Below are 12,136 nucleotides of genomic sequence, written 5' to 3'. Positions count from 1 at the left end.
TCTCATTTTTCGGAGTGAATTTATAGGTTGAAGAAAATGGCAGTAATCCCTCTGAGTCTTAGCTTGGCTTACTCATATTTGAAGGCAATCTATCTAAAAATAAGTGCTGAAGGTAAAGCTCTGCTTGATTACGAAGGTGTAGGTTGGAATACTTGATAACTTCATCGTATCCTCGAACAAGTACATTGTATTCCGAAGTGTCTTGAACTCTACGATATAAAGCAACCTTAATGTTTCTTGATTTCATTTCCTTCCGAATTTCGTGAAGGGTGAGGCTTACCTCCCTCATTTTATACTCGATCCATTGTTCATAAGGTTGAGTAAACTTGAAAGGAGCCTTTTGAATCGTTTTCAAATCACGGTCTAGTATTGTTAAGATCATCGGATAAAGGATATACCGGTCGATTAAAGTACTTTCTTCTTTTGTTGCATACATACCGATTCTCCTCCTTAGACTACATCAGTTTGACGTCTTGCTTTTACAATTCGTGCGGAAAGGATCTGATCGATTCGAAAAGCACGTGTCTGTGTACGCAGATAACAATAACCGGTAAGAATTTCATCTGAAATCGATAAAATCCATACTTCACGTTGTGTAATTGCTCCGTCCGTAGATAGGTAGACGATTTCAATCATTTTCTTCTGTTCAAAACACAGTTCTAACAACCTTTTCAAATTCGATCACCCTCTCTTATGATTTGTTTCTTTTATTATATGCGAACATTTGTTCTGTATGCAAGATTTATTTCGATGTAATAATTACCAATTATTAATGCGGTCATCTTTCGTTTAAACGCTTGATTACTCTTTTTGGATTTTATAGTTTTGAGTTTGATCTCCCCATAATAATCATCGAGGAAAAGGGACGTCATACCCGTAAAATAAAAGGATCAGTACAAATACCCTGATTTTACGGAAGCTCAGGTATCCATACTGATCCCTAGTATTACTTGATTACTCTAATAATATTAAGCTTTTTGTTGCAAACGCTCTTGCTTCACCGCTTCATAATTGCCGATATAACTATAGAGACCTTCGTTTTCGATCCAGAAGATCCGGTCAATCAGCTTGTTTAAAAAATAGCGATCATGAGAAACGACCAGCATCGTACCCTTGAATTCCTCTAATGCTTCCTCCAGTACTTCTCTTGAGTCGATATCGAGATGGTTTGTCGGTTCATCAAGAATTAAAAAATTGACATTTTCCGCCATGATCTGTGCTAATCTAAGTCTGGTCCGTTCTCCACCACTTAAGTCCTTGACTTTTTGAAAGACCTCTTTTCCATAAAAGAGGAATTTGCTCAGTCTGTGTCTTGCTTTTCCCTCTTCAATTTCCGCAACATCTCGATAGGCATCGACTACTGTCCAGTCATCATACCCAACAAGTCCTTTTTGCGATAAATAACCGACTTTTACTGAGGCACCTAATTTGACTGTACCCTCCTCAACCGGGACTTCACCAAGAATCATTCGAAGCAGCGTAGATTTCCCAACACCATTTTTCCCGATGATAGCTGCCTTCTCTTGGAATTGAAGCAAAAGGTTAATGTCAGAAAATAGAATACGGTCTTCGATCATTTTCGAAGCAGCCTCAACAACAATAACATCTTTACCGCTTCGCTTTGCTTTTTGAAACTCGAGTGCTGCTGTCTTACGCTCTAGCTGAGGTCGGTCTATTTTGTTTATTCGTTCTAGTGCACGCTCCATATTCCTGGCTCGTTTATGCATTTTCGGGTTATCAGCGCGGTTCGCCCAATCGCGCATCCGTTTAATCGCTTCTTTCATTTTTTTTATTTTCTTCTGTTGATCCTGATAAGCCTGGAATTCAATCATCAACCGTTTTTCTTTCTCTTGGACAAAATTCGAATAATTCCCCTTGCACTGCTCGATTGCACCAGAATCAATTTCCACAGTACTTGTTGTAATGCGATCAAGGAAATAGCGATCATGTGAAATGACAAGAACTGTCCCGTTATAGTTGTTCAGATAATCCTCCAGCCAATCGAGGGCCTCCATATCGAGATGGTTTGTAGGCTCATCAAGTAACAAAAGATCCGGTTCTTCAAGTAAAATAGCTGCGAGACCTACTTTTGTTTGTTCACCTCCACTTAATGATTGGAATGTGTGGGTTCGTAATTGTTCAAGATCGAGTCCTTGGAGTACGCCATTGATTTTTGATTCGATTGCATATCCGTTCATTTCCTCAAACTTTTCCTGAAGAGAAGCATAGTGTTTATAAAGCTTTTCAAGCTGGTGCTGTTCTTTGGGATCACCCATTTTTTCAGTAACTTGATTCAGCTGCATCTCAACCTTATAAACTTCTTCAAATGACTGTTTTAACAATTCTTCAACAGTTACCGGTTCAGTCACATTCGGAATTTGATCAAGCATTCCGATTGTAATGTCTTTCTTATAGGAAAGTGTACCGGCATCAACATGTTCAATCCCAGCGATGCATTTCATCAAGGTCGATTTACCGCATCCATTCGTGCCGATTAATGCTACACGTTCTTTCTCGTGCAATTGTAAGGTGATATCTTGAAAAATCCAGGTCCCTGCATACATTTTACTGATTTGATTTATTGAGCATACGATCATGATTGTTGTCTCCTTTAGATTCCTTCATTTGAAGTTCGATAAGTTAATTTAGATGTAAGTTCAAAAAGTAGGCGAATCAGAATTTCTTATGAGAAGTGCGACTAACTACTTCACGTCCTGTGAAAACGTCGAACTGATTCACATCGTGTGAGCCCAAGGCCCGGCAGTTTTGAGGAAGGCTACTAACTCGAAAACATCATTGCTGCCTTGCACCGAGGAAGCTTCCACCGGAGCAGAATCTTGTAGACACAGGTGCATGAGCTCTTGGATACTCTTTGAACATCCTCTTAAAATAAGCATTAAAAAACCATGAGCAAGCTGAACCTGCCCATGGCTATCCATATCTATATCAGGAGTTAGAAGGCTAAGGTTTGCTTACGATCCGATTTGTTTTACGTATGGAAAAAAGGGCATACTTCTCCCGTCGAAAGTTATTTCATGTGTTATAGAAACGACCTCAACAGTAATCCATGCCATCATACGTAACAAACCTGTAAGCATTCCTTGCACCTCCTTTTCATGTCGTAATTTGCTCTAAATTATACGTTAATATTCCCGAGCTGTCCATAGTTACTGGTCTAAGTAAAGGAATTTATCGTTCAACCGCCTTGTGCCACATCGACCACTTACCGATGTCCTTAAAACCGAGTCGTTTATATATGGATCCTGCGGCTGGATTATCATAAAAAAGACAAAGAGACTTCCCTTCCGTTAAGACCTCTTCACATAAGGCACTCAGACAAACCGAAGCGAGCCCTTTGTTCCGATGGTGTTCATCTGTACAAACTCCTACGACCATAGCGGACATTGAATTTTCAGCAGTTGTTGAAGCGCATGCAATTGCTAGCTCTTCTTCCTTAATAAAAAAGGTCCGGCCACTCTTTGTTTTTAAGGTTTGTAAGAGGCCCTCTTTTGAATTATTACTGAAATCAAATACATTTTCCATTAACGGAAATACTAAATCGATATTCTGCTCGGTAGCCACATGGATCCTACCACGGTCTCCGATTTTATCCAGCTGTTCAGCAGAGACAATTTCAGCAAAATGCATAAGCCGCTGTTCCCCGACTGGTAGAAGCCCGTCAAACTTTTCAACGATATCCTGTTTTCCTGAAAGCATTTCGAAATGTTCTTGCCCGTTGATGATTTCAGCAAATTTCTCAACATTGAAATTCCCACGGGCATAAGGAATGAAATTTCCTCTGTACCGAAGAAGAACCGCAATCAATTCAGCCTCTTCATTCCATTCTCCCCAAAGTGTCTGAAAATCGGTTTCATAGCCGAAATTTTCAATGTCACCAACGATAAAAAGGTTTAGCGCACGTTCTTCACCTAGAAAATCCATAACTTGGTCATTATCTCTTTCTGTTAACCGTCTGATCAATATGTCCTCCCCCTCCAAACAGTATTGTTATAAGTTCAAAAAGGAGGATCAAAACAGCCGAAATTTCTGAATTTCAACTAAGTACGTTACGTCCTGCGCCTGCGGTTACTCGGCGCAAAACCACACAGATGTATACAAGTACGTAGTCTTGTTACAACGTTGAACTGACTCACATTCTGTCAGCCCTAGGCACGACAGTCTCGAGGACCGGAGAGACCGAGTACAAGAGTAATCTACGGAAGCGGTACCTCGCACGAAGGAAAAGTGAACTTCTTTTTCAAGGAACGAAGAAATTCGACGCTATTTTTACCGGACTTTTTGAACAACCTCAATTATGACTATTTTACAGATTCAGGGGAAAGTTGCAATACTTTTTTGAAGATTTTCAAATCGTTAATTCCAAAACGATAGACCGGACTGTTTCTTCAAATCCCGCTATCTCCTCAATCATTATATTTGAACCCTTGCTTTTTCCAAATTTCGCCGTGCCTTTTTAATAGCCCGTTGGATTGACGCCCTTTCATCGTTCTCAAGCAAGGACAAGACTGCATCACCATCATTAAAATAGGTTCGTGAAGCGGCAGATGTGAATACCATCGCAACATTCCACCTGACATTTTCGTCATCGGTTTCCGCTATTTTTTTTAGCCACGGAATGACCTGTTCCGGATATCGTTTCAATAACGCATCTCCAATCGCAAACGGACCCAGGTTCCTTTTTACATATGTAGAAGAATCAGCCATGAGATGTTCGAAAACTTGTAAAAGCTTCGATGCATATTCAGTCCCTAGTCGCTTACTTGCATACATGACTGCAAGGGCAACCGCTCGCCTGACATTTTCTGATTGATCATCCTTCCACCCATACAGCACTGGATAAAATTCATCAAACTGTTCGGTCAATAATTCTCCACAGCCGCCAGCCGCCCATTCTCGAACTTCCCAGTTGTCATCATCAGCAATTTCATGTAACAAATGGGCGACTGAATCGGGGTTAACTGAGTAAACTTCTGGAAGCAAGTGCGCACTGATTTCCTTAGCAGTCGGACTATTGTGCCCAGAAAAGTATTCTGCAGCTTCCAACACCTTTTCGGGGTTATTTTTATAGGTTGATAATATAAGCTTAACCGCTTTCCGTTTAATGTGTGCAGGAGCAGTCCCTGCATGTGTCGTTTTATCCCTTTCAATGCAAGCAATCGCCGCTTTCCATTGTTGTTTTTGTAACAAGCTTTTCATTGTTTCTCCCCATTCGTTCATGGTTCAGCATCTCCTTTACTTTCTTTAACAGAATCGTAGCTTTATAATAAGAGGTAGCATACAAGGTTGATTAGAATTGAACAACGTCCAGTATATTCAAAATGGAGGTTCCTCATATGAAAAACCGTAATGCCATACAATACCTGTCTTACTTAGTCATCTACGGAGCACTAATACTTATTGGATTCAAATTTGAAGAACATTTACAAATAAAAGCAGAGGAGAACTTTCTCATCACTCCTTACTTTTATTATTCATTATTCTTCCCTGTATTGTTAGGTGCCCTTTTCGCAATCCCAAAGGCCAAACAATCCTATCAAAAAAACAAAAAGGTGGGGATCAACTGGGGCAAACTACTTGTTTTTGGAATCCCTTCTCTACTGGTCTTGCTTTTTCCTGCTTATTATTTCACAATACTCACTTGGGGAAAGTTGACTCCATTCGCAACACTCTTATACGGAAATGAAAACCTACACTTTCTATCAGGACTCATATTAGGCTATATCATTGTCGATAGTATCGAATACACTACTGATAGAGAAGACAGGAATCATAGAAAGGAAGAGAAAAATGGATCTTGAACAATATATCCAAACTGTATTTGTTAAAGAAGATGATCAATATGCAAAAATCACAAATGCACTCGAGGAAATTGGGATGCCGACAATCTCTGTAGCTCCTGAAACGGGAAAACTGCTCACATTACTCGTGAAAATGTCCGGTGCTGAAAAGCTTTTAGAAATTGGTGCTTTAGGAGGTTACAGCGGGATATGTTTATTGCGTGGGGCAGGTATTAAAGGACGGTTGACTTCACTTGAACTCATTCAATCCTATGCAGATGTAGCACAGCAGCACGTTAACGAGGCTGACTTCAACGAACAGGTCTCCTACAAAATCGGTCCTGCTTTAACATCTCTTAACGAACTTGTTGCGAACAACGAAAGCTTTGACTTTTTCTTTATTGATGCTGATAAAGAAAACTATGTTAATTACCTTGAGCTCTGTGTTCAACTTTCTAACCCTGGAGCAATTATTACTGGGGACAACACATTATGGGGTGGTAGGGTCATTGATGCTTCAGCTCAAGATGTAGATACAAAAGCGCTGAGAGCATTTAATGAAGCCGTAGCGAATCATCCCAGACTTGAGGGCCTTATCCTTCCCATCGGTGATGGACTTACAATTGCAAGAGTAGTTGATTAACTAGTATTCTCTTTGATTTTCAAAGTACATTTTACGCTCTGTGCCTTTTCATGTTTACTAAATTGCCATTTGTGGTATTTGTAAAACAGACGCTTTAACAAACATGCAAACATAAAGGCAAAGATAAGTCTGTTGACAGTTAAGCTCGTCCTTATGTATACTTATCGTAGAATTTCAAAGGGGAGTAGCTTTTACAATAAAGTCGTCATTCCAGAGGATATTCCTCTCGGCTTTATTGGCAACGAAACGTTGTTAGCAAGACCTTTGCCTCGAATGGTGAAGGTCTTTTTCTATTTAGACTTGATCCTTCGAGGACCAAGTCTTTTTTAATTGTTGTTCAAAAAGTCCGGAGTCTAACAGGATGTTAGTCAGTTCGACGTTATCGCAGCGTGATGATTTTTGTCGAACTTCAGAAATCTCGACTCTTTTTATCCTCCTTTTTGAACACGATTTTAAATGGAGAAAGGAGAAAGGATCATGGACTCATTATGGCTGGAGTATGCATGGACCCTTTTGATCCTGATCGGTCTTGAGGGGTTACTATCTGCTGACAATGCACTGGTCATGGCCGTTATGGTCAAACACCTCCCGAAGGAACAACGTAAAAAAGCTCTCTTTTATGGAATACTCGGTGCTTTTATCTTTCGTTTCGGGGCTCTATTCGCTATTTCCTACCTGGTGAATGTTTGGCAAATCCAGGCTATCGGTGCAGCTTATTTAATTTATATCGCTGCTAAACACATTTATAAACAGTATCGGGATAAAAAAGGTAAAAATCAGGAAGCAAATGCAGAGCAAAAGGTTGGGAAAAAAAGCTTCTGGAAAACAGTTGTACAGGTTGAGCTTGCAGATATCGCTTTTGCGGTCGATTCAATCCTTGCTGCTGTTGCGCTAGCAATAGCCCTACCAAGCACTTCAATTCCTGAAATTGGTGGTATGGATGGAGGACAATTCCTTGTTATCTTTACAGGTGGTTTAATTGGATTGCTGCTAATTCGAACTGCTGCAACCTATATATCAAAAGTATTGAAAAAACGTCCTGGTCTCGAGACCGCAGCATACTTGATTGTTGCTTGGGTTGGAGTGAAGCTAGCTGTTCATACTCTTGCACATCCGAATATCGGGGTGATTTCCGAGAGCTTTACACATAGTATTGTTTGGAAGCTTTCCTTCTATGGTGTTCTTGTGGGAATTGCAGTTTCAGGATGGATCATTTCGGGCAGGAAAAAATCAGAGGAATCTGAGGATGAAAATGATGATAATGAGGCTGAGGACTTGAATTCAGCTAAAAAAGTGGAAAATGCATAGCTGAAAGTAATGTTATATCCGGGCGCTTTATCATTTATCGGGGTTTTTTGAATTATATCAGGAAATTTTCAGACATATCGGTAATTTGTAAAATAAATCAATAAAGAAAAGGAGTTGATCTCACAATGAGTCAACTCCTTCCTTTATTAGAACACCTTCTTTTGGTCCCGCTCCTGTTTAAGGATTTCCACCGCTTCACGGAATCGTTGCGAATGCACAATCTCCCGTTCCCGTAGAAAGCTTAATCCGTCGTTTAAGTCTGGATCATCACTCATATTGATGAGCCACTGATACGTTGCCCTCGCCTTCTCTTCGGCGGCGATATCTTCATACAAGTCCGCAATGGGATCCCCCTTTGCCTGGATATACGTCGCAGTCCACGGTACCCCAGCAGCATTATGATAAAAAAGTGCATTGTCATGATCCGCATAATGAGCACCGAGACCTGCTGCTTTCATTTCCTCTGCTGTTGCATCCTTTGTCAATTTGTATACCATTGTTGCAATCATTTCTAAATGTGCAAATTCTTCGGTACCGATATCTGTCAACAGTCCCACCACTTTATCGGGTATCGAGTATCTTTGGTTCAAATAACGGAGTGCTGCTGCGAGCTCTCCGTCTGCTCCGCCATACTGCTCAATCAAATATTTTGCAAGATGCGGGTTGCATTGACTGACTTTTACAGGGTATTGCAGCTTTTTTTCATAGATCCACATTCGTTTCGTTCAACCTCCTTATAATTCATAGTTGGTTTATTACACTCACATTTGCCAAGGCCACGGAGGCTGATTCCAATTCCAGGGATAGCCTGAGTAACTGTTCCCGAATTGCTGAAGTGGTCCATACTTTGATTCGATCTGCTGCTTAAGCAGCATGCTTCTTTGTGCGCATTCATTGAATTGCTTGATTGTCTCATAATCCTGTGGATGGGTATCGAGGTAAAGGGTCAATTCAACGAGTACAAAATCGACTTCCTGGAGCTGTTGCATGAGACGATAGAATTCTTCCGGCATCGGATTGCTCACCTATTCCCCCTCCCCTCGTTCGTATGGATTCGTATATGGTGCATATAATGCTGGCCAAAGTGTACCTTTGAATAATGCTGTGCTAGCATCGAATTGCTTCAATCCATATGGCTGGAATCCTAAGTAAAGTTGTGGCGGTGTTTCGTAAAATTTAACCTGAAGCGGCGGACAAGGATCACACGGTCCAATATAGGGACGCCAAGCTTTTCTGTACGTATGCATTCTCATCAATACCTCCCTATAAACAAAGTCATATTCAATTTATTCATCGAAAAAAGAAATTAGACGTAATTCGCATTTAAACATCGTTTTCAGAAAAACGATTGCATCGTAAAAGAGCTGACTCCGAGTTTACCAGTATTAAATACTGGTTTCCCCAACAGTCAGCTCTTTAAAGTATTTTTTAGTCGATTTTTATTTCATAAGTGCGTCAAAAGAGAAAGCACCCGGTCCTGATAGAATCATAGCGATTGCAACAACTATGATGACAAAGTTGTATTCAATCCCACCCTCAGTTATCCAATAACCATTCTTGCCATGCACCTTAAAGATCGCCACAAGCATTGTTCCGATTAATAGTATCGCTGCAACCTCTGTTAAAAATCCTGCAGCAAACAGCAAACCACCGATCAACTCTCCCAAACCAGCCAGTAATGCCATCATTTTTCCCGGCTTTAGCCCAAGTGATTCCATAAATCCTGTAGTACCTTTAATCCCATGACCGCCAAACCAACCAAATAACTTCTGAGCACCGTGTCCTGCAAACGTAAGCCCAAATACAAGACGAATGATTAGTAATGCCAAATCCATATGAAAACCTCTCCTTTTTTAATATTTTATTCACTTACTTTATGTAAGTATAATAATTCATATTACTTACTTTTGTCAAGTAACTTTATAAAATTATTATTGACTAAATAAAAAAACTGCCTAAACTCAGCAGTTCTTTTTCTAACTATCTTGGTCGGTTAATATAATCGGACCGTTATTTGTAATTGCAACCGTATGTTCATATTGGGCTGATAATTCACCATCAACTGTCCGTGCAGTCCAACCATCTTCCTCTACGTAAGTATGAAAGCTACCACAATTCAGCATAGGCTCGATAGTAATGATCATCCCTTCTTCTAAAACAGGGCCTTGCTCAATAGGACCAAAATGTGGAACAAGCGGTGGTTCATGCATCATACTACCAATCCCATGTCCTATAAAGTCACGGACAACCGAGTACCTTTTGGCCTTCGCAAACACTTCAATCGCATTTGCAATATGTCCGATCCGGTTTCCTACCTTAGCGTGTTCGATTCCTTTATACAATGCTTCCTTGGTTGTTTTCATTAAACGCAGTCCATTTTCAGAAACCTTTCCTACTGCATAGGACCAGGCTGAGTCTGCTAACCAACCATCTAGATTCACTACGAAATCAATCGTTACAATATCACCTTCACGAAGCGGAGTGGGCGATGGAAAGCCATGACAGACCACATCATTTATGGATGCACATGTAGCAAATTGGTATCCCTGATAGCCCTTTTGTTCAGGTGTTGCGCCATGCTTCTTTAGATACGCTTCGACAAACTGATCAATTTCAAGCGTAGTAGTTCCAGGTTCGATACGTTTACTGATTTCTTTATGGCAGGAGGCAAGAAGTTTCCCGGCTTTATGCATTTTATTTATTTCTTCTTGCGTTTTACGTGTAATCACATTTTCTCACCCTCCCAATTGTTTTGTTCCTTTATCATATGCATCTTCATCTCTTTTTTTCAGACTTAGCCAACATTTTTAATACTTAATGTATGAACATGTAAAAAAGCTGGCCAATATTTTCGAACCAGCTCTGTGATGTATAATTATATGTAGTTTCTATCTCCTTTTCACCGAGGAACCTTTTCACCATCCTCTCTTAGTGGTTTGTGTAATTTCCGTTCTAAAATTTTACCCAAAAGCCACAGTACCACAATAACAGACCCAATAATGATCATTTTCACCGGTTCATGGATGATCGAGAAAAAATCGTGTCCAATGTAAGAGATGAAAAAGACCATAACAAGCTTACCGAGACTTACGGCAAGTATAAAAGTGAACGGACTAACTTTTGACAGTCCCGATACCACATTGATCAGTGATGAAGGCGTAAAAGGAAAGCAGTATAACAGAAATAAAAAACCGAATCCCTTTCGCTCGACCCATGTTAATAAGGACTGTGTTTTGTGATGCTTTGCGATAAACCTAATAAAACGCTGTTGACCAAATTTCCGTACAATATGGAAAACGATGATCGAACCTAGTGCTGTTCCGATCCATGAAAATAAGACCCCCCAGAAAAAGCCATACGCTGCTGCATTTCCCGCTACAAAAAGAAATAATGGCAATATCGGGAGAATGGATTCCAACATTGGTAACAGGATACCTGGTAAGGGTCCTAGATCCTGATATTCATCTAGCCATAGAAGAATATCTTCCTGTGAAAGCTCAGTTAAGAAATACTTTAATCTTTCCCATTGCGAACTCATTGGCGATCTCCTTCATGCCACGTCTGCAGACAAATGAATTAATAATGTTTATACGGGCTTGGAAGAAGAGAGTGATCTAAATAGCATCACTCCCTCAAGATTACTTCATTAAAGCGGCATAAACTTGATTGTCAAGTTCTTTTGCTTTTTCTAGATTATATGTCTTTACATATTCTGGGTCTTGAGTGATTTTCGCTCCCCAAAACATGCTTTCAAAGACAGCCTCAACGGTTACTTCAATTTTTGACAGCTTTAAATTAACGCCTTCCATCGTATCTTCAAGTATTTCTGCTTTACCCTGTATCGAAAAGACCGTTTCTAAACCAATGACGTTCAATACCACTGCTGGATTATTTTTAATGTTCTCTACAATACGTGAATTATTCGTTACGGAAAACCGTATCCTTTTCTCATCTGCACTTTTCACCCACGAGATTGCATTTACGTTTGGTGCACCAGATTCTGCATCAACTGTTGCTAAATTCACAAGCTTTTCCCCTTTAAAGAAATCAACTAGTTCAGGTGAAAGCTCAGTAGGTATTTCATGTTTTGCCAAGTCAAAAACTCCCTTCACGATCTAAATTCTTCTCTTTTAAAAGTAAAAATAAATCCATTAAATATGTAGGCATTATCACTGTTATACCCGAAATAAAAATCCCCTAATCAATCCAATGCGGAAATGAACATAGTGATGATAACTTCATCATATCAAAAACGAGTTCATGTGCAAATGATTCGAAAAGCGAAGCGCCACGATTACCCACGAATTACACTGGTATGCCAACACCGAGGGACTGGCGAGACCACAGGGAAATGAAGTGATCCGAGAGCTGGGTGCTGTAGCTATAC

At 40.1% G+C, this 12,136-nt stretch carries 16 protein-coding genes; 3 read left to right on the top strand and 13 right to left on the bottom strand.

What is annotated here, in order from left to right; all coding sequences use genetic code 11:
* Nucleotides 1-58 precede the first annotated feature (58 nt).
* The 6 genes from MOJ78_RS08150 to MOJ78_RS08125 all read right to left on the bottom strand — a co-directional run bounded on the left by MOJ78_RS08150 (nt 59) and on the right by MOJ78_RS08125 (nt 5,238).
* A complete protein-coding gene (locus MOJ78_RS08150; RefSeq protein ID WP_304980689.1) occupies nt 59-436 on the bottom strand; it encodes a YhjD family protein in 378 nt (125 codons plus the stop codon).
* Between the two features lie 14 nt (nt 437-450).
* Nucleotides 451-675: a hypothetical protein gene (locus MOJ78_RS08145; RefSeq protein WP_304980688.1), complete on the bottom strand. Its 225-nt coding sequence runs from the start codon at nt 673-675 to the stop codon at nt 451-453.
* A 293-nt stretch (nt 676-968) separates the two neighbouring features.
* Nucleotides 969-2,597: a ribosomal protection-like ABC-F family protein gene (gene abc-f / locus MOJ78_RS08140; RefSeq protein WP_304980687.1), complete on the bottom strand. Its 1,629-nt coding sequence runs from the start codon at nt 2,595-2,597 to the stop codon at nt 969-971.
* A 375-nt stretch (nt 2,598-2,972) separates the two neighbouring features.
* Nucleotides 2,973-3,098, bottom strand: coding sequence for a hypothetical protein (locus MOJ78_RS08135; RefSeq protein ID WP_304980686.1), 126 nt, complete (start codon nt 3,096-3,098; stop codon nt 2,973-2,975).
* 91 nt (nt 3,099-3,189) lie between these two features.
* Nucleotides 3,190-3,981 carry a GNAT family N-acetyltransferase gene (locus MOJ78_RS08130; RefSeq protein WP_304980685.1) on the bottom strand — a complete coding sequence of 264 codons (792 nt, stop codon included), beginning with the start codon at nt 3,979-3,981 and terminating at the stop codon, nt 3,190-3,192.
* Nucleotides 3,982-4,431: 450 nt separating this feature from the next.
* Nucleotides 4,432-5,238 (bottom strand): HEAT repeat domain-containing protein, encoded by an 807-nt coding sequence (locus MOJ78_RS08125; RefSeq protein ID WP_304980684.1) that lies wholly within the window; start codon nt 5,236-5,238, stop codon nt 4,432-4,434.
* Between the two features lie 116 nt (nt 5,239-5,354).
* Here MOJ78_RS08125 and MOJ78_RS08120 point away from each other — a divergent pair, with 116 nt between their 5' ends.
* The 3 genes from MOJ78_RS08120 to MOJ78_RS08110 all read left to right on the top strand — a co-directional run bounded on the left by MOJ78_RS08120 (nt 5,355) and on the right by MOJ78_RS08110 (nt 7,749).
* A complete protein-coding gene (locus tag MOJ78_RS08120) occupies nt 5,355-5,819 on the top strand; it encodes a hypothetical protein (RefSeq protein WP_304980683.1) in 465 nt (154 codons plus the stop codon).
* Complete coding sequence (locus MOJ78_RS08115) at nt 5,809-6,441, top strand: O-methyltransferase (RefSeq protein ID WP_304980682.1); 633 nt, start codon at nt 5,809-5,811, stop codon at nt 6,439-6,441. The genes MOJ78_RS08120 and MOJ78_RS08115 overlap by 11 nt, the downstream gene beginning before the upstream one ends.
* A 477-nt stretch (nt 6,442-6,918) precedes the next feature.
* Nucleotides 6,919-7,749: a TerC family protein gene (locus MOJ78_RS08110; protein ID WP_304980681.1), complete on the top strand. Its 831-nt coding sequence runs from the start codon at nt 6,919-6,921 to the stop codon at nt 7,747-7,749.
* 146 nt (nt 7,750-7,895) lie between these two features.
* Here MOJ78_RS08110 and MOJ78_RS08105 read toward each other — a convergent pair whose 3' ends face one another.
* The 7 genes from MOJ78_RS08105 to MOJ78_RS08075 all read right to left on the bottom strand — a co-directional run bounded on the left by MOJ78_RS08105 (nt 7,896) and on the right by MOJ78_RS08075 (nt 11,843).
* Nucleotides 7,896-8,465, bottom strand: coding sequence for a manganese catalase family protein (locus MOJ78_RS08105; RefSeq protein ID WP_304980680.1), 570 nt, complete (start codon nt 8,463-8,465; stop codon nt 7,896-7,898).
* A 45-nt stretch (nt 8,466-8,510) separates the two neighbouring features.
* On the bottom strand, nt 8,511-8,762 hold the full coding sequence (locus MOJ78_RS08100) for a spore coat protein CotJB (protein WP_304981209.1): 252 nt from the start codon (nt 8,760-8,762) through the stop codon (nt 8,511-8,513).
* Between the two features lie 12 nt (nt 8,763-8,774).
* Nucleotides 8,775-8,996 (bottom strand): spore coat associated protein CotJA, encoded by a 222-nt coding sequence (locus MOJ78_RS08095; RefSeq protein ID WP_304981208.1) that lies wholly within the window; start codon nt 8,994-8,996, stop codon nt 8,775-8,777.
* 192 nt (nt 8,997-9,188) lie between these two features.
* Nucleotides 9,189-9,584: a DoxX family protein gene (locus MOJ78_RS08090; RefSeq protein ID WP_304980679.1), complete on the bottom strand. Its 396-nt coding sequence runs from the start codon at nt 9,582-9,584 to the stop codon at nt 9,189-9,191.
* Nucleotides 9,585-9,725: 141 nt separating this feature from the next.
* Nucleotides 9,726-10,478, bottom strand: coding sequence for a type I methionyl aminopeptidase (gene map / locus MOJ78_RS08085; protein WP_304980678.1), 753 nt, complete (start codon nt 10,476-10,478; stop codon nt 9,726-9,728).
* Between the two features lie 170 nt (nt 10,479-10,648).
* Entirely contained in the window at nt 10,649-11,287 is a 639-nt protein-coding gene (locus MOJ78_RS08080) for a TVP38/TMEM64 family protein (protein ID WP_304980677.1), read from the bottom strand.
* Nucleotides 11,288-11,387: 100 nt separating this feature from the next.
* Nucleotides 11,388-11,843 carry a pyridoxamine 5'-phosphate oxidase family protein gene (locus MOJ78_RS08075; protein ID WP_304980676.1) on the bottom strand — a complete coding sequence of 152 codons (456 nt, stop codon included), beginning with the start codon at nt 11,841-11,843 and terminating at the stop codon, nt 11,388-11,390.
* Between the last annotated feature and the right edge of the window lie 293 nt (nt 11,844-12,136).

The organism is Alkalihalobacillus sp. AL-G (assembly GCF_030643805.1).
Classification (GTDB): Bacteria; Bacillota; Bacilli; order Bacillales; family Fictibacillaceae; genus Pseudalkalibacillus.
The sequence above is the reverse complement of the archived record's forward strand: the minus strand, read 5'-3'. Positions and strand labels throughout refer to the sequence as shown.

Excerpts from the sequence above, each read along its gene's own strand:
- MOJ78_RS08150 (WP_304980689.1), bottom strand. The coding sequence starts at position 436 with ATGTATGCAACAAAAGAAGAAAGTACTTTAATCGACCGGTATATCCTT.
- abc-f (WP_304980687.1), bottom strand. The coding sequence starts at position 2,597 with ATGATCGTATGCTCAATAAATCAAATCAGTAAAATGTATGCAGGGACC.
- MOJ78_RS08135 (WP_304980686.1), bottom strand. The coding sequence starts at position 3,098 with ATGCTTACAGGTTTGTTACGTATGATGGCATGGATTACTGTTGAGGTC.
- MOJ78_RS08125 (WP_304980684.1), bottom strand. The coding sequence starts at position 5,238 with ATGAACGAATGGGGAGAAACAATGAAAAGCTTGTTACAAAAACAACAA.
- MOJ78_RS08120 (WP_304980683.1), top strand. The coding sequence starts at position 5,355 with ATGAAAAACCGTAATGCCATACAATACCTGTCTTACTTAGTCATCTAC.
- MOJ78_RS08115 (WP_304980682.1), top strand. The coding sequence starts at position 5,809 with ATGGATCTTGAACAATATATCCAAACTGTATTTGTTAAAGAAGATGAT.
- MOJ78_RS08110 (WP_304980681.1), top strand. The coding sequence starts at position 6,919 with ATGGACTCATTATGGCTGGAGTATGCATGGACCCTTTTGATCCTGATC.
- MOJ78_RS08105 (WP_304980680.1), bottom strand. The coding sequence starts at position 8,465 with ATGTGGATCTATGAAAAAAAGCTGCAATACCCTGTAAAAGTCAGTCAA.
- MOJ78_RS08100 (WP_304981209.1), bottom strand. The coding sequence starts at position 8,762 with ATGCCGGAAGAATTCTATCGTCTCATGCAACAGCTCCAGGAAGTCGAT.
- MOJ78_RS08095 (WP_304981208.1), bottom strand. The coding sequence starts at position 8,996 with ATGCATACGTACAGAAAAGCTTGGCGTCCCTATATTGGACCGTGTGAT.
- MOJ78_RS08090 (WP_304980679.1), bottom strand. The coding sequence starts at position 9,584 with ATGGATTTGGCATTACTAATCATTCGTCTTGTATTTGGGCTTACGTTT.
- MOJ78_RS08080 (WP_304980677.1), bottom strand. The coding sequence starts at position 11,287 with ATGAGTTCGCAATGGGAAAGATTAAAGTATTTCTTAACTGAGCTTTCA.